The sequence below is a fragment of the Paraburkholderia sp. 35.1 genome, assembly GCF_050436525.1.
Lineage (GTDB): Bacteria > Pseudomonadota > Gammaproteobacteria > Burkholderiales > Burkholderiaceae > Paraburkholderia > Paraburkholderia tuberum.
This window is the reverse complement of the sequence record NZ_JBNDMJ010000003.1, coordinates 3,766,658-3,781,172: the sequence shown is the minus strand read 5'-3', so window position 1 is coordinate 3,781,172 and position 14,515 is coordinate 3,766,658. Positions and strand designations below refer to the sequence as shown.

Below are 14,515 nucleotides of genomic sequence, written 5' to 3'. Positions count from 1 at the left end.
CCGGGTTTGCGCGGGCTTTGGGCCGTCGCCGCGCCGTCATTTGTGGCCGCCGCCCTCGCCCGACCCGCGCACTGGCATGCTGCGCAAATCCCTGAGGAAGCTGTCGCGCCACACTCCGAGATCGTTCTTACGCAGTGCGGCCATGTCGATCTCGTGACGCCGCTGGCGCGCGTCGAGCGGCATTTGCAGCGCGCGTTGCAAGGCCTCGCACATGCCGATCGCATCGTGCGGATTGACGAGCAGCGCGCCAGAGAGCTCGGCGGCCGCGCCCGCGAAAATCGACAGCACGAGCACGCCGGGATCGTCGGGATTCTGCGCGGCCACGTACTCCTTCGCGACGAGGTTCATGCCGTCGTGCAGCGGCGTGACGAAGCCGATCTGCGACTCCCGAAACAGCGACATCAGCTTCCAGCGGTCGTACTGCTGGTTCAGATAGCGGATCGGCGTGTAGTCGAGCCCCGAGTAGCGGCCGTTGATGCGCCCTGCCTCGTATTCGAGATCCTGGCGGATCTTCTGATAGGTCGCGACGTCCGAGCGCGTAGGCGGCGCGATCTGCACGAGCGTGACGTTGCCGCGCCATTCGGGCGAGCGTTCGAGCAGCAACTCGAACGCGCGAAAGCGCTCGACCAGTCCCTTCGAATAGTCGAGCCGGTCGACGCTCATGATCAGCTTGCGCCCCTCGAGGCTTTGCTTCAGCTCGAGCACGTGCTGGCGGCTTTCGTAGCGCTTGGCCTGCTCGGCGATTTCGTCGGGGAACACGCCGATCCGGTAGACGCCGGTGCGCAGCTTGCGCCCGAACGCCTCGACGAAGCCGTCCGCGCTCACCGTGCCACGCGCGTGACGCGTCACGTAGTCGTGGAATGCCTGCTGGTCGGTGGCGGTCTGGAAGCCGAGCAGGTCGTAGCACGACATCGACTTCACCAGTTCCTCGTGCGGCGGAATGTTGAGCAGGATCTGCGGCGCGGGAAACGGAATATGCAGGAAGAAACCGATGCGGTTCGTCACGCCCTCGCTGCGCAGCGCCTCGGCAAACGGGATCAGATGGTAGTCGTGAATCCAGATGATGTCGTCGGGTTCGAGCAGCTTGACCAGCTTGTGAGCGAGCCATGCGTTGACGCGCCGGTAGCCCGCGTACTCCTCGCGCTCGTAGCGCGCGAGGTCGTTGCGGTAGTGGAATACCGGCCACAGCGTCGCGTTCGAGAAGCCGCGGTAGTACTGGTCGTAGTCCTTGCGCGTGAGGCCGACGGTTGCGAAGGTCACCGCGCCGTCCTGCTCGAGCATCGGCCCCGCGTTGGCGACCGTTTCGCTGACTACGTCGCCGCTCCAGCCGAACCAGACGCCGCCTGCATCCTTCAGCGCGCCGAATACGCCGACCGCGAGTCCACCCGCCGATCCCTTGGTCTCCGTCGGCGTCGCGACGCGATTCGACACGACGATCAATCGGCCCATAGTGCATGTCCTCCGTCATTCTTGCGATGCGCCGCGACGCCTGAGCAGGCGTGGCGCGCCCGTTAGTAGCAATCGGCGTGCCCGCGCATCGCCGGGCTTGCCGAGGGCGGTCGCCGCACGCGGCTCGCGATACCCAACTCGCAATTTGCCACTCGCCGCTCGCGATTCGCGATCCGCAACGCCCGCCTAAGCCTGTTCCTTCGCCTTCTGCGCGACCTCGCCCGCGCCAGTGCGGCCGATGCGGCTCGCCACCGGATCGGCTTCGGTATGCGCGGCGGTGCTGCCGGCTGGCGCCTGCCGGCTGCGCGGCAGCCAGTCGCTCGGGCCAGCGCCACCGGTCTCCAGCTCCGCCGACACCTCGGCACGCGCCCGCGGCAGGTATTCCGGGTAATGCCGATGAACGAAATCGAGCAGCCCTTCGCGCACGCGGCAGCGCAGATCCCACGCAAGGCCGGAATCGGGCGCGCTGACGAGCGCGCGCAACTGCATCGCGCGCTCGGTGCAGTCCGTCACCTGCAGCACCTGCACGCGACGGTCCCACTCGGGCGCGTTCTCGACGATGCGCGCAAGCTCCTCGCGCAGCGGCGCGAGCGGCATCCGGTAATCGACGAACAGGAACACGGTGCCGATGATCTGCGAGCTGCTGCGGGTCCAGTTGGAGAACGGATTTTCGATAAACCATTGCAACGGCACGATCAGACGGCGCTGGTCCCACAGCCGCACCGACACGTACGTGCCGGTGATCTCCTCGATGCGTCCCCACTCGTCCTGGATCACGACGACGTCGTCGAGGCGGATCGGTTGCGACAGCGCGATCTGCAAACCGGCGATCAGGTTGCCGAGCACCGGCCGCGCCGCGATACCGGCGACCAGACCGGCGACACCCGCCGACGCCAGCAGGCTCGCGCCGATCTGCCGCACGTTGGGCAGGGTCATCAGCGCACCGCCGACACCGATGATCACGATCACGATCATCACCGAGCGCGCGAGTACGCGCGCCTGCGTATGGATGCGGCGCGCCTGCAGGTTATCGGCGGAATCGAGCGGATGGGCGCGGATGATCGCTTCGCCGATCGCCGCGGCCGAGCGCACCGACAGCCACGTCAGCGCGGCGATCAGCGCGATGCCGGTGATGTCGCGCACCGGTTCGATGAAGTTGAGGGTGTCGGGTGCCTCGGACCCGACCCACGCGAACACGAGGATCACGAGGGCGAACAGCGACGGCTTGTCGATGTAGCGCAGCACGACGCTCGTCAGCGCGTGCGGCCGCGCGAGACGCTTCACGACGCGCGCGCCGATGCGGTGAATGCCGCTCGCCACGATCGCCACGACGGCCGTCACGATCAGCGTGCCGAGCCACGTATGCAGCGGCGCGGCCGCCACGCGGTAGAAGTCGTCGATAGTAGGCATAACGGGCATCTTCCTCCGGGCTCGATGAGCGGCGGCGCGCCTGCGCGACGACTGACATCCGGGGCGCACGACCGCGCCTGGGCGTTACAACGGGTTCTTCGATGCGCCGCGGTTATCGATCAGCCGCCGCTCTTGCAGGGAAACGCCTTGCCGAGACCCAGCGAAATCGCCGTGCTCGCGTTGTAGGCCGCGGCGTTCGGGTTCTCGGCGATGTACTTGCGCACCGCGTCGGTCAACTGCGCCGAGCGCGCATCCGGCGGCAGGCAGAAGTACTGGCCGACGCGCGGACCGGTGGTGCCGCCGATCGCGTCGATCGTGTTGAAGATGCCGTCGGCCGCGCCTTCGATGTAGGCCGCGCAGGCGCTACGCGAAGCCACGTCCGTCTTGGTGCACAGCTTGTTGAGGTCGCCTCCCGTAAACGCGGCTGCCGAAAGCGGCAAGGCAAGCGCGCCGGCGAAAATCAAAGCCCGCAGCATGGTGTTCCTTTCCAGGGTTGTTTATTCACGCGGTCTTTCTGCCGCGTCCGGACGGCGCGCTACGCGGCGCGCCGAAGTCGTCATTCTGCACTGTTTTACGCGGCGGCAGCAGGCCGGCAGCCGCGCGGCTCGGACAAAACGGCTGCAAAGCGGCACGGCATGGCGAGGCGCCTGCCGACAAAACGTCATTGCTTCTGCTGCTGCGTCTGCTGCATGCGCGCCGTGAGCCCTTCGACGACGTCCGGCTCCTTGTAGGTCTTGGCGAAATCGAGCGCGGTCATGCCGATCTGGTTTTTCACCGACAGGTCCGCGCCGTTGTCGAGCAGCAGCTTGACGGTGGAAACGTGGCCGCCGCGCGCGGCCATCATCAGCGGCGTGGTGCCGTTCGGCGAGCCCGCGTCGACGTAGGCCGAGTGGTCGAGCAGCACCTTGACGATGTCGTCGTGGCCGTTCGCGGCCGCGTAGTGCAGCGGCGCCCAGCCCTTCTTGTTGACCTCGGCGCCCTTCGCGATCAGCAGATTCACGAAGTTCAGGTCGCCGACCAGCGACGCCATCATCAGCGCGTTTTCGCCGGCCTTGTCCTGAATCTCGATATCGGTCTTTGGATTCGCAAGCAACGCGGCCGCGACCTTGTCGGATTTCTCGCGCGCGGCGATCACGAGCAGCGGGATGCCCTGATTGTCGACGCTGTTCGGGTCCATGCCCTTCGCGAGCAGCTTGTTGACGCCGTCGACGTCGTCGAACTTGACCGACTTGATCAGCGAGTCGATCGGCGCCGCATGCGCGGGCACCGCGACGAGCGCCGCGCACGCGAGCGCGGCGGCGCACGCGAGACGGCGCGCCGGCGCGAAAGCCCGGGCGGCCGACCCGGCGGACAGCGGTTGGAAATCAGCGGACGACGTCGAAATATTTTTCATATGGTACTTTAGGAAATCTTCCTATCCCTTTGATGTTACTCGGCTTTTTGGTTCAGATTCCGGCCGGCGCGGCGAGTCCGAACAGTCTGAAGAAGTTTTGCGTGGTGACGGCGGCCAGCGCCTCGTCCGGCATCTCGCGTTGCTGCGCGATGAAGCGTCCGACATAACTGACGTACGCAGGTTCATTCGGTTTGCCGCGATACGGCACCGGCGCCAGGTACGGCGAGTCGGTTTCGATCAGCAGACGGTCGAGCGGCACGCGGCGCGCGACGTCCTGCACATCGGTCGCGCTCTTGAACGTGACGATGCCCGACAGCGAGATGTAAAAATTCTGCGCGAGCGCCTGCTCGGCGATGGCCCACGGTTCGGTGAAGCAATGCATGACGCCGCCCGGCACGCCGGCGCGCTCCTCGTCCATGATGCGCAACGTATCTTCCGACGACGAGCGGGTGTGGATGATCAACGGCTTGCTGGTCGCGTGCGCGGCGCGGATGTGCGTGCGAAAGCGCTCGCGCTGCCACTCCATGTCGGCGATCGAGCGGCCTTCGAGGCGGTAGTAATCGAGCCCGGTTTCGCCGATCGCGACGACCTTCGGGTGCCCGGCCAGTTCAACCAGCTCGGCTACGCTCGGCTCGCGCATGTGCTCGTGATCGGGATGCACGCCGACCGACGCGTACACGTTGTCATAGCGGCTGGCGATGTCCAGCACCGACGGCAGCGTTTCAAGATCCACCGACACGCACAACGCGTGCGAGACCGAATGGCTGCGCATGTTTTCGAGCACTTGCGGCAGACGGTCCGCGAGTCCTTCGAAGTTGATGTGGCAGTGTGAATCGACAAACATGGTCAGGTCCTGCAAAAAAGGGGCTTGCGGCTGGGCGATAGCGTGGCCGGGGCCGCTTGGCACAGCTCAGGTGGCGCTGCTTGCGCAGCGCGCTTAACCGGCGTGTGCAAGACGCTTGCCAAGAATCACCAGATCGCGCTCGACGCCATCCAGCACCGCGACGCGCGGTAACGTGCCCCATGCATCGAAGCCGAAGCCGCGGAACAGCCGCACGCTCGCTTCATTGTGACCGAACACGAAGCCGAGCACCGTATCGATGCCAAGACCCGGTGCCGCGTCGAGCGACGCCGCCAGCAGTTGCTTGCCGAGTCCCTGGCCGCGCGCGCTTTCGTCGAGATAGATGCTGACTTCGGCGGTGCGCTGATAAGCCGGCCGGCCATAAAAGTCGGAAAAGCTGAGCCACGCGATCACGCGGCCCGCCTGCTTCGGATCTTCGACCACCCACAGCGGCCGCTTCTGCGGCCTGTGCGCATGAAACCACCCATGCCGGCTCTCGACGCTGACCGGCTCGAGGTCCGCGGTGACCTGGCGCGACGGGATCGTCGAATTGTAGATGGCGACGATCGCGGGCAGATCGTCGAGCGTGGCGTCGCGGTAGGAAAGGCTCATGGCGGGTTGGCTTGAATGAAAAAAGACGGCAGGCTGTCCGGCTGCGGGCTCACGCAAACAGCGCGCGATAGCCGATGAACAGTTCCTCGAATACGAGCCGCGCGTTCAACGGATGGTTCTCGACCGCGCGCTGGCGCGTGACGGTGCGCAGAAAACGCGCGAATGCATTGGCGTCGGCCTGGGTGGCGCAGCGGGTGAGCGCGGCCGACGCCTGCGGGAAATAGCGCGGCGCGCCGGCGGTGCGCTGCGCGAGCAGATCGTACATCCAGCGCTGCAGCCAGCCGAGCACGAGCGGCACTGGGAGCTTCTGCAGCGCCTCGCCGCACGCGAATGCGTCGCACCCGGCGCCGGCCGCGAGCTGCTTGAGCGTCCAGTCGCGCAGCGGACGGTTTTCGTCGCTGGCGAGCGCGAGCGCGGCGAGCGGCGCGCCACCCGCTTCGGCGAGCAGCGCGCGGGCGTCGTCGACGCCTTGCGCGGCCAGCCACTGCGCGGCGGTGTCCGGCGCGGGCACGCTCATCGGCCACTGACGGCAGCGGCTAATGATGGTCGGCAGCAAACGGTCGAGGCGCGCCGACACCATCAGGAACACGACGCCCGCGGGCGGCTCTTCCAGCGTCTTCAGCAACGCGTTGGCGGCCGCGACGTTGAGCGCCTCGGCCGGATACAGCACGACGACGCGCGCGCCGCCGCGATGCGAACCGATGCCGACGAAGTCGAGCAGACCGCGGATCTGTTCGATCTTGATTTCCTTGCTCGGCGTGCGGGTCTTCTTGCCTTCGTCGCCATCGGCTTTTTCGGCCTTGTCGTCGGCGCCGTTCGCGGCGTTCGCGAGGCCGGCTTCGGCGGCGAGTGCCTCCGGCACGACGATGCGGTAGTCGGGATGATTGCCCTGCGCGAACCAGTTGCAGGCCACGCACGCGCCGCACGGCTCGCCGTTCGGTTGCGGCGCCTCGCACAGCAGACCCTGCGCGAGGTGCTGCGCGAAACGCAGCTTGCCGATGCCCGCCTGGCCGTGCAGCAACAATGCGTGCGGCCAGTGGCCGTGCAGCTGCTGCAGGCGATTCCAGTCATCGGCTTGCCACGGATAGATCATCGTTTGTCTTTTTGAATCAATCGGTTGTAGGCGCTACTTCAGATGTCGAGTGAACTTCGCACGAGATTATAAGAAGCGGTTATATCTATTTCGAATCAGAGGCTTGCAATCAACTCCTCAAGCTGCTTCTGAATTCGAACGATGCTCTGCGAAGAGTCGATGATAGCGAATCGATATGGCGCTTCTTCGGCGCGGCGCATGTATTCGGCGCGCGTGCGCTCGAAAAACGCCGCCGACTCGCTCTCGAAACGATCCGGATTACGCACCGCGCTGCGCCGCTCGTTGGCGACGGCGGGCGGCAAATCGAACAGCACGGTCAAATCCGGCTGGAAACCGCCCTGCACCCAGCGCTCGAGCGTCTCCAGCTTGTCGCGCGGCAAGCCGCGGCCGCCGCCCTGGTAGGCGAAAGTGGCATCGGTAAAACGGTCGGACAGCACCCAATCGCCGCGCGCGAGCGCCGGCTCGATCACCTCGGCCAGATGCTGACGGCGCAGCGCGAACATCAACAGCGCCTCGGTTTCGAGATCCATCTTCTGATGCAGCACGATATCGCGGATCTGCTCACCGAGCGGCGTGCCGCCCGGCTCGCGTGTCATCACGACCGAGCGGCCGCTCGGCGCGAGCTTCGCCTCGAGCCGTTCGCGGAACCAGCCCAAATGGGTAGTCTTGCCCGCGCCGTCGATGCCTTCAAACGTAATGAATTTGCCGCGCGCCATCATTGCCCTCGAATGTATTTGTCCACGGCCTTGTTGTGTTCGCCGAGGGTGTCAGAAAAGATGCTGCTGCCGTCGCCGCGCGACACGAAGTACAGCGCGTTGCTTTGCGCCGGGTTCATCGCCGCCTGCAGCGACGCGACGCTCGGCAGCGAGATTGGCGTCGGCGGTAGGCCCATCCGCGTGTAGGTATTGTATGGAGTGTCGGTCTGCAGGTCTTTCTTCCTGATGTGGCCGGCGTAGCTGTCGCCCATTCCGTAGATCACGGTCGGGTCGGTCTGTAGCGGCATGCCGGCGCGCAGACGGTTGGCGAACACCGCGGCGACGAGCGCCCGGTCGGACGCCTTGCCGGTTTCCTTTTCGACGATCGACGCCATCGTCAGCGCGTCGTACGGGGTCTTATACGGCAGGTTCGGCGCGCGCGAGAGCCACGCCTCGTCGAGACGCACGCGCATCAGACGGTAAGCGCGGCGATAGATGTCGAGGTCGCTGGTGCCCTTGTCGAACAGGTAGGTATCCGGGAAAAACAGCCCCTCGCCGTTGCCGATCGACGCCTCGGGCGCGCCGATTGCGCTCATCAGATCGGCGTCGCTCATGCCGAGCGTGTCGTGCTTCAGCGCAGGATTGGCGTCGAGTTCAGCGCGCATATGTTTGAAGGTCCAGCCTTCGATGACCGTCGCCACATATTCGTTGACGTCGCCGCGCGCGATTTTCTGCAGCACCTCGTAGGGCGTGATGCCGCTCTTGAACTCGTAATTGCCGGACTTCAGCTCGCTTTGCAGCCCGAGCAACCGCGTCATCGCGATGAACAGCTCGGGCTCGACCAGCACGCCGCCGCGATTGAGCTGCAGCGCGACGCTGCGCAGGCTGCTGTGCGGCTTGACGGTGACGTCGAGTTGCGCCGGGGTCAATTCGAGCGGGCGGGTGGCCCAGTAGTATCCAGCGGCGATGGCCGCCGCGGCCAGCACAACGACGAGCGCGCCGGCGACGAAACATTTCTTCAGAAGGGACACGACAGGAAAGAATTAGCGTTTAGATGGCAACGAACTGATTTTTAACGGGAAAGTCTTGCGTCGGTCAACATTGAGACTGTGCCGTTTTGCAGCCCTTTCGGCCTTTTGCGACCTGTATTGTATAGATGCGGGCACCAGATGGTCACGGCCGGAAACAACAATATGAATTCCGCTGGCGTCGGTCTGATGCTAGTCGAGGCGTACGCTGTCACAACATAGGTCAGAGTTTCAAAGGTTCGACAATTCCCGACCAAACGCCTTTTCGGCTCCTGCCGCTTTTGGCCGTTATTGACAGTTTCAAACGATGGTTCAGGGGCGACCTGCACGCCGCCGCGAAAGACCCGAGCACGAGTTGCGGCAATTGGGAGACTCCACGCCCCGTTCCGCTCTGAGAATTCTTGTGGTCGCCAAGGCGGTACGACAACAACAATAGGGATTCGCATCGGAATTCATTCTTTCGGAACGCACGATCGGGTCCCGGCCATAGGTATGCCGGCTGATCTGACGTTACAGAGGGGCACATGGCGATCGACTTCAAAGTCGGAACCGACTGGGGCTGCATGCTCCACACGCGGCAGGAATATCGCGGCAACGCATTTAGCGACGAAGCGCGAGCCGGCCGGAAGCTCATTGCCTCGGCAAGCGCATGGGAGCTTACGCATGACACGCGCCAGCTACCGCGGCTCGTCGAGTTCATGCGCAATGTGCGGGGCGGCGCGTATGCGAGCGGCGCGGCACCGGCTCAACTCGGCCAGGCGCTACGGGCAGCCCTTGAGCGTGGCGATGTGATTGCAGTCGCGCCGAAGCTGCGCGCCTCGCGCGGACGCGGCGCGCCTGTCCAACAGCAGACCCGGCCGTACTATCCAACCGTTACGCCGTCGCAGCTATTCCGGAGGGCGCTGCCCTTGGTGCGTGCCGCGCGCTCATTCGAGCGCCCCAAACTGCCGCGACTGGCCGCCGACGATGGCCTCGCGATCTGGTACGCCCGCCCCGGCGACGTCTTGCCAGATGGAACCATCGCTACGCCAGTATCGACGCCGCTCGGCGATGCGCGGCCGTTTGAGTACACCGAGGATCCGCAGTTCGGCGATGTGCAGGAACTGGCCGCGCGTGGCGTCAGTGAGTTGGATGAGGCTGAGTGTTTCGCGGACTACCATTCAGACATGGAGCAGTGTCAGGTGGCCCGAGCAATGTATCAAGATCCACGCACCTATGCGCTCTGCACACAGCGAGCATTCGATAAATTCCAGGCATGCAGGGGATATTGAGATGACTAAACCGGATCGGGCTAGCGTCATTTTTTATGACGCCGATACTCAGCAGTTAAAGATGTGCACAGTTTCACGGGTTCACGTGCAAGCGGCGATTGATCGAGCGCTGGCAATCACTATCCCACCGGATGCTCCGGAAAATTCAATGTTGCCAGTGACAGACGAGGACGCTCGGAAGCTTGGAGGAATGGCGATTCTGATTCAGGCAATCGCGCATCCCGAATTGCGCGAACGGCTGAAAATCACGACTGAGCAGCCGATGGACTGGGCACCGGCCAAGCCGCCCACGGAATGACAGTGGCTCGTCCGCCTTCCTCAGTGGCCCCGCCGCAGCCACCCCGGCGGCGGCTCGTCTGTGACCGCGGCAGCGGACAGCAGATCCGGCACGTCGGGTGCCTGCCCATCTTGCGCCGGACCCTCTGGCAGAACACCCCAACATGGTCACAACATGGGCACAGCCGCAGGGTGATAACGTGCAATCCCCTGCTGCGCCAGGCTCTCGGAAAGCCTTCATTCGCCAGGGACTTGCGAAACGCGACAGGGCTGGACTGAATATAATGACTGTTTGCCTTCGCCAAAGTCAGAATTGACTGTTCCCGGAATCCATGAACACACCGCTCGTGAACGCCTCAGGTAACGCTTCCGGTCTCACTCCCGCCGCGGCGGCGCCCGCCGCCCTGCCCATCCTGCCGCGCCCGTCGGCCGAAGAATTCACCGCCGTGCTCGAGCACGGCGCGTACATGCCGCTACCGCAGTTCGGCGTGATCGACACGACCGGCGACGACGCGGCGAGCTTCCTGCACGCCCAGTTGACCAACGACGTCCAGCATCTCGACGCCGCGAACGCGCGCCTCTGCGGCTACTGCTCGGCCAAGGGCCGGCTGCTCGCGTCGTTCCTCAGCTGGCGCAGCGGCGATACGATCCGCCTGCTGGTATCCAAAGACGTGCAGGCCGCGGTGCAAAAGCGGTTGTCGATGTTCGTGCTGCGCGCCAAGGCCAAGCTCGCCGACGCGAGCGGCGAGTTCGCGGTGGTCGGCCTCGCGGGCGACGTGCGCGGCGCGCTGTCCGGCGTGTTCGACGCGCTGCCCGACGGTGTGCACGTGCAGGTCGACGGCACAGCGGGCACGCTGATCCGCGTGCCCGATGCGTTGGCGCGCCTGCGCTATCTGTGGATCGGGCCGAAGGCGCAGATCGAAGCGCTGCTGCCGTCGCTCGACGGCAGGCTAAAGCGCGTGTCGCCAGCCGTGTGGGACTGGCTCGACATCCGCGCGGGCGAGCCGCGCATCACGCAGCCGGTCGTCGAGCAGTTCGTGCCGCAAATGGTCAACTTCGACGTGCTCGGCGCGGTCAATTTCCGCAAGGGCTGCTATCCGGGTCAGGAAGTGGTCGCGCGCAGCCAGTATCGCGGCACGATCAAGCGGCGCACGTCGCTCGCCAACGTCGCCGGCGAGCTGGACACGGTGCGGCCGGGCACCGAGCTGTTCCACTCGGACGATCCGGGCCAGCCGTGCGGGATGATCGTCAACGCGGCATCGGCGCAAGGCGGCGGCGTCGATCTGCTGGTCGAGATCAAGCTCACGGCGCTCGACAGCGGCAGCGTACATGTCGGCGCGGCCGACGGCCCCGCGCTGCGCTTCCTGACGCTGCCCTACGGGCTGCCTGCCGAAGTCTGATCGTTGGAGAGGGTAAAAAGCGGCGCGATCGGGCGCCGTTTTTTATTGACTGCTTTATTCTCGTCTGTTTTTTGCCGCTTTCGTTTGCCGCCTGCGTCGGTGCATCAGGCGGCCGCCCCATGCTCTGAACGGGAGATGCTCCCCGATGTGCCTGATCGTTTTCGACTGGCGACCTGATGCGCTCGATGGTCCGCTGTTCACGCTCGCCGCGAATCGCGACGAGTTCTTCCGCCGCACGGCCGAGCCGATCGGCTGGTGGCGCGACGCGCCGGAGGTGCTGGGGGGCCGCGACCTCGTGGGCGGCGGCACGTGGCTCGGGTTATCGCGCGACGGCCGCTTCGCCGCGCTGACCAATTACCGCGCGCCGGGCGAAATGCGCGCCGATGCGCCGACCCGCGGCACGCTCGTCAGCGACTGGCTCACGAGCGCCGCGCGCGACGCCGACGGCAATCCGCACGAGACGCCGCTCGCGTATCTGCGGCACGTCGCGCAAAAAGGCGACATCTACAACGGCTTCAATCTGCTGGTCGGCGACTGGACGCGTCGCGAGCTCGCGTGGTACTGCAATCGCGGCGCCGTCGACGCAAACTGCGGTCCCGCGCTGCTCGCGCCGGGCACGCACGGTATCTCGAACGCGGTGCTCGATACCGCGTGGCCGAAGCTGGTCAAAAAGCGCGGCGAGCTCGGCACGCTGCTCGCGCGCGATCCGATGCCGCCGCTCGAACGCCTGATCGATCTGATGCGCGATCCGCGGCTCGCGCGCGACGACGAATTGCCGTCGACCGGTATTCCGCTCGAACGCGAACGCGTGCTGTCGGCGGCGTTCATCGAATCGCCGGATTATGGGACGCGCAGCACCACCGCGCTGCGCGTCGCCGCCTATGGCGACGTGATCGGCGTCGCGGTCGCCGAGCGCAGCGACGACAACGGCTCGCACCGGATCGTGCGGCCCGGCGATTTCGAGCGCAGCTTCGCGTTCAATGTCGAGCGCGACCGGATGAGCGTGGCGTGATCGTTTGAGCACCGCCTGGCCGGCGCATTCGCCGCCGGCCGCTCATCGCTTCGCGATCACCGCCCTCACCCGATGCCGAATGCCGCGCGCAACGCCGCCGCGGCGTCCGCATGCGCCTGCGCGACTTCGGGCACGAAGCCGCCCATCTTGAAGAACTCGTGGATCATGCCGGCGTAGCGTTTGAGCGTGACCGGATTGCCGAGCGCACGGAGTTTCTCCGCATAGGCATCGCCCTCGTCGCTGAGCGGATCGTATTCGGCGGTCGCGATCCACGCGGGCGCGACGCCGCGAAAATCCGGCGCACCGCGCTCGCCGTCGAGCGGCGCGAAACGCCAGTCGTCGCGATCGCCGCTATCTCGCACGTAGTGCTCGAAGAACCACTGGATCGTGTCGCCCGACAGCAGGAAGCCGTCGGCGAGGCGCGAGTGCGAGTCGGTCTGCTGATGGCCAGTCGTGCCCGGATAAATCAGCAATTGCAGCGCGAGCGCGAGGCCGGCGTCGCGCGCGAGCACCGCGCAAACCGTCGCGAGCGTGCCGCCCGCGCTATCGCCGCCCACCGCGAGCCGCGTGCCGTCGATGCCGAATTCGGCCGCGTGCGCGTGCAGCCAGCTGAGGGCGTCGAAGGCGTCGTCGACAGCGGTCGGAAACTTGTGCTCGGGCGCGAGCCGGTAATCGACCGACAGCACCGCGCACTGGCCGTCGCGCGCGAACATCCGGCACAGCGCATCGTGCGTATCGACGCTGCCGACCGTGAAGCCGCCGCCGTGGTAGTACACGAAGGCAGGCAGCGGCTCGGCCCAGCCCGGCTCGACCGGGAAGTAGAAGCGCGCGCGGATCGTCGCGCCGTCGCGCGTCGGCACGCGCAGATCTTCGACGGAGAACATCGGCGCGCTCGCGATCTCGAGGATCGGCGCGCTTTTCTCGTACGACGCGCGCGCCGCTTGCGCGCTCATCTGGTGATACTGCGGGCGTTTGGCCCGCGCGATCATGTCGAGCACCTGCTCGATCGTGGGATTCAGCGGCATGGTTTTGGCAACGCGGTGCGCGTCGCGCATCGGGCGGCGCGCAGTGCGCCAAGGGTTGACAAAAGCCGGCGCACCGGCCGCGCAGCCGGCCGCTACTGCGCGTTCTTCACCTCGGGCTTCAGCGACATCGGATCGGACGGCTCGCGCAACTGCTCGATATCCTCGTGACGCAGCTTCACGGTCGCCATGATGCCCGGATGCGTGATGATATAGAAACGCCGCGCGGCGATCGCCTCGAACGCGATGTCGGCGACATCGTCGGCGGTGAGCTTGCCCGACTGCACCGCGCGCTGCAACTGCTTGCCGGCCGCGATCTGCGAGCGCGTCGGCCGGCCCGCGTTGCGCAACTCGTCGGGACGCGCGCGCTCGGCCTCCGCGATGCCGGTCGGCACGAAGGCGGGACACAGCAGCGAACAGCCGACCTCGCCGCGCGTGCCGGCCTGCGCGAGCTTCAGGTCGTGATACAGCGTCTCGGTCAGCGCCACCACCGCATGCTTCGACGCGTTGTAGATGCCCATTGCCGGCGGCGCCAGCAGCCCCGCCACCGACGCCGTATTGACGATATGCGCGGGCTCCTTCTGCGCGAGCATGATCGGCGCGAACGCGCGCACGCCGTGCGCGACACCCATCACGTTGACGCCGAACACCCACGACCAGTCGTTCGCCGAGCTTTCCCACAGGAAGCCGCCGGTGCCGACGCCCGCGTTGTTGAACAGCACGTGGACCTTGCCGAACGCGGCGAGCGCCGCCTGCGCGAGCGCCTCGACCTGCGCGGCGTTCGATACGTCGGTCGGCACGCCGATCGCCTCGGCGCCGGTTTCGCGCAAGGCGTCGACGGTTTGCGCGAGCTGGTCGGCGTTGACGTCCGCGAGTACGAGCTTCATGCCGAGCGCCGCGCCCTTGTGCGCGAACGCGCGGCCAAAGCCGCTGCCCGCGCCGGTGATCACCGCCACCTTGCCCGCGAATTCGAACATTCTGTGACTCCCTGGTTGAGTGGCGGCTTGCCGTTG

15 protein-coding genes are annotated in these 14,515 nt (G+C 66.0%); 4 read left to right on the top strand and 11 right to left on the bottom strand.

The features are described 5' to 3' along the window. Nucleotides 1–36 precede the first annotated feature (36 nt). The 9 genes from otsA to mltG all read right to left on the bottom strand — a co-directional run bounded on the left by otsA (nucleotide 37) and on the right by mltG (nucleotide 8,524). Complete coding sequence (gene otsA, locus OKW27_RS37715; protein WP_429336436.1) at nucleotides 37–1,449, bottom strand: alpha,alpha-trehalose-phosphate synthase (UDP-forming); 1,413 nt, start codon at nucleotides 1,447–1,449, stop codon at nucleotides 37–39. A 186-nt stretch (nucleotides 1,450–1,635) separates the two neighbouring features. Further along, nucleotides 1,636–2,859, bottom strand: coding sequence for a mechanosensitive ion channel family protein (locus OKW27_RS37710; RefSeq protein ID WP_429336435.1), 1,224 nt, complete (start codon nucleotides 2,857–2,859; stop codon nucleotides 1,636–1,638). Between the two features lie 119 nt (nucleotides 2,860–2,978). Beyond that, nucleotides 2,979–3,335 carry a Rap1a/Tai family immunity protein gene (locus OKW27_RS37705; protein WP_187610099.1) on the bottom strand — a complete coding sequence of 119 codons (357 nt, stop codon included), beginning with the start codon at nucleotides 3,333–3,335 and terminating at the stop codon, nucleotides 2,979–2,981. A 185-nt stretch (nucleotides 3,336–3,520) separates the two neighbouring features. Then, on the bottom strand, nucleotides 3,521–4,252 hold the full coding sequence (locus tag OKW27_RS37700; protein WP_429336434.1) for an ankyrin repeat domain-containing protein: 732 nt from the start codon (nucleotides 4,250–4,252) through the stop codon (nucleotides 3,521–3,523). A gap of 52 nt (nucleotides 4,253–4,304) precedes the next feature. After that, on the bottom strand, nucleotides 4,305–5,096 hold the full coding sequence (locus OKW27_RS37695; RefSeq protein ID WP_429336433.1) for a TatD family hydrolase: 792 nt from the start codon (nucleotides 5,094–5,096) through the stop codon (nucleotides 4,305–4,307). Between the two features lie 93 nt (nucleotides 5,097–5,189). Then, nucleotides 5,190–5,705: an N-acetyltransferase family protein gene (locus tag OKW27_RS37690; protein ID WP_429336432.1), complete on the bottom strand. Its 516-nt coding sequence runs from the start codon at nucleotides 5,703–5,705 to the stop codon at nucleotides 5,190–5,192. Nucleotides 5,706–5,754: 49 nt separating this feature from the next. After that, a complete protein-coding gene (locus OKW27_RS37685) occupies nucleotides 5,755–6,798 on the bottom strand; it encodes a DNA polymerase III subunit delta' (protein ID WP_090804783.1) in 1,044 nt (347 codons plus the stop codon). A 95-nt stretch (nucleotides 6,799–6,893) separates the two neighbouring features. Further along, complete coding sequence (tmk, locus tag OKW27_RS37680; RefSeq protein ID WP_429336431.1) at nucleotides 6,894–7,514, bottom strand: dTMP kinase; 621 nt, start codon at nucleotides 7,512–7,514, stop codon at nucleotides 6,894–6,896. Next, the gene (mltG, locus tag OKW27_RS37675) at nucleotides 7,514–8,524 is read right to left on the bottom strand and encodes an endolytic transglycosylase MltG (RefSeq protein WP_429336430.1); all 1,011 of its coding nucleotides are present in this window, start codon (nucleotides 8,522–8,524) and stop codon (nucleotides 7,514–7,516) included. The genes tmk and mltG overlap by 1 nt, the downstream gene beginning before the upstream one ends. A 521-nt stretch (nucleotides 8,525–9,045) precedes the next feature. On the opposite strand from mltG, the gene OKW27_RS37670 reads away from it, so the two are divergent. The 4 genes from OKW27_RS37670 to OKW27_RS37655 all read left to right on the top strand — a co-directional run bounded on the left by OKW27_RS37670 (nucleotide 9,046) and on the right by OKW27_RS37655 (nucleotide 12,480). After that, nucleotides 9,046–9,792 carry a hypothetical protein gene (locus tag OKW27_RS37670; protein WP_429336429.1) on the top strand — a complete coding sequence of 249 codons (747 nt, stop codon included), beginning with the start codon at nucleotides 9,046–9,048 and terminating at the stop codon, nucleotides 9,790–9,792. Between the two features lies 1 nt (nucleotide 9,793). Further along, nucleotides 9,794–10,090 (top strand): hypothetical protein, encoded by a 297-nt coding sequence (locus OKW27_RS37665; RefSeq protein WP_090804775.1) that lies wholly within the window; start codon nucleotides 9,794–9,796, stop codon nucleotides 10,088–10,090. Between the two features lie 310 nt (nucleotides 10,091–10,400). Then, on the top strand, nucleotides 10,401–11,468 hold the full coding sequence (locus tag OKW27_RS37660) for a YgfZ/GcvT domain-containing protein (RefSeq protein WP_429336428.1): 1,068 nt from the start codon (nucleotides 10,401–10,403) through the stop codon (nucleotides 11,466–11,468). Between the two features lie 145 nt (nucleotides 11,469–11,613). Next, complete coding sequence (locus OKW27_RS37655; RefSeq protein WP_429336427.1) at nucleotides 11,614–12,480, top strand: NRDE family protein; 867 nt, start codon at nucleotides 11,614–11,616, stop codon at nucleotides 12,478–12,480. Nucleotides 12,481–12,545: 65 nt separating this feature from the next. Here OKW27_RS37655 and OKW27_RS37650 read toward each other — a convergent pair whose 3' ends face one another. Then, entirely contained in the window at nucleotides 12,546–13,505 is a 960-nt protein-coding gene (locus OKW27_RS37650; protein WP_184063535.1) for an alpha/beta hydrolase, read from the bottom strand. Between the two features lie 92 nt (nucleotides 13,506–13,597). After that, entirely contained in the window at nucleotides 13,598–14,479 is an 882-nt protein-coding gene (locus OKW27_RS37645; protein ID WP_429336426.1) for an SDR family oxidoreductase, read from the bottom strand. Nucleotides 14,480–14,515: the final 36 nt, after the last annotated feature.

Bases quoted from the DNA above. Each gene is read 5' to 3' on its own strand.
- OKW27_RS37710 (WP_429336435.1), bottom strand. From the start codon at position 2,859: ATGCCTACTATCGACGACTTCTACCGCGTGGCGGCCGCGCCGCTGCAT.
- OKW27_RS37670 (WP_429336429.1), top strand. From the start codon at position 9,046: ATGGCGATCGACTTCAAAGTCGGAACCGACTGGGGCTGCATGCTCCAC.
- OKW27_RS37700 (WP_429336434.1), bottom strand. From the start codon at position 4,252: ATGAAAAATATTTCGACGTCGTCCGCTGATTTCCAACCGCTGTCCGCC.
- OKW27_RS37665 (WP_090804775.1), top strand. From the start codon at position 9,794: ATGACTAAACCGGATCGGGCTAGCGTCATTTTTTATGACGCCGATACT.
- OKW27_RS37660 (WP_429336428.1), top strand. From the start codon at position 10,401: ATGAACACACCGCTCGTGAACGCCTCAGGTAACGCTTCCGGTCTCACT.
- tmk (WP_429336431.1), bottom strand. From the start codon at position 7,514: ATGGCGCGCGGCAAATTCATTACGTTTGAAGGCATCGACGGCGCGGGC.
- OKW27_RS37695 (WP_429336433.1), bottom strand. From the start codon at position 5,096: ATGTTTGTCGATTCACACTGCCACATCAACTTCGAAGGACTCGCGGAC.
- OKW27_RS37690 (WP_429336432.1), bottom strand. From the start codon at position 5,705: ATGAGCCTTTCCTACCGCGACGCCACGCTCGACGATCTGCCCGCGATC.
- OKW27_RS37655 (WP_429336427.1), top strand. From the start codon at position 11,614: ATGTGCCTGATCGTTTTCGACTGGCGACCTGATGCGCTCGATGGTCCG.
- OKW27_RS37650 (WP_184063535.1), bottom strand. From the start codon at position 13,505: ATGCCGCTGAATCCCACGATCGAGCAGGTGCTCGACATGATCGCGCGG.
- OKW27_RS37645 (WP_429336426.1), bottom strand. From the start codon at position 14,479: ATGTTCGAATTCGCGGGCAAGGTGGCGGTGATCACCGGCGCGGGCAGC.
- OKW27_RS37705 (WP_187610099.1), bottom strand. From the start codon at position 3,335: ATGCTGCGGGCTTTGATTTTCGCCGGCGCGCTTGCCTTGCCGCTTTCG.
- OKW27_RS37685 (WP_090804783.1), bottom strand. From the start codon at position 6,798: ATGATCTATCCGTGGCAAGCCGATGACTGGAATCGCCTGCAGCAGCTG.
- otsA (WP_429336436.1), bottom strand. From the start codon at position 1,449: ATGGGCCGATTGATCGTCGTGTCGAATCGCGTCGCGACGCCGACGGAG.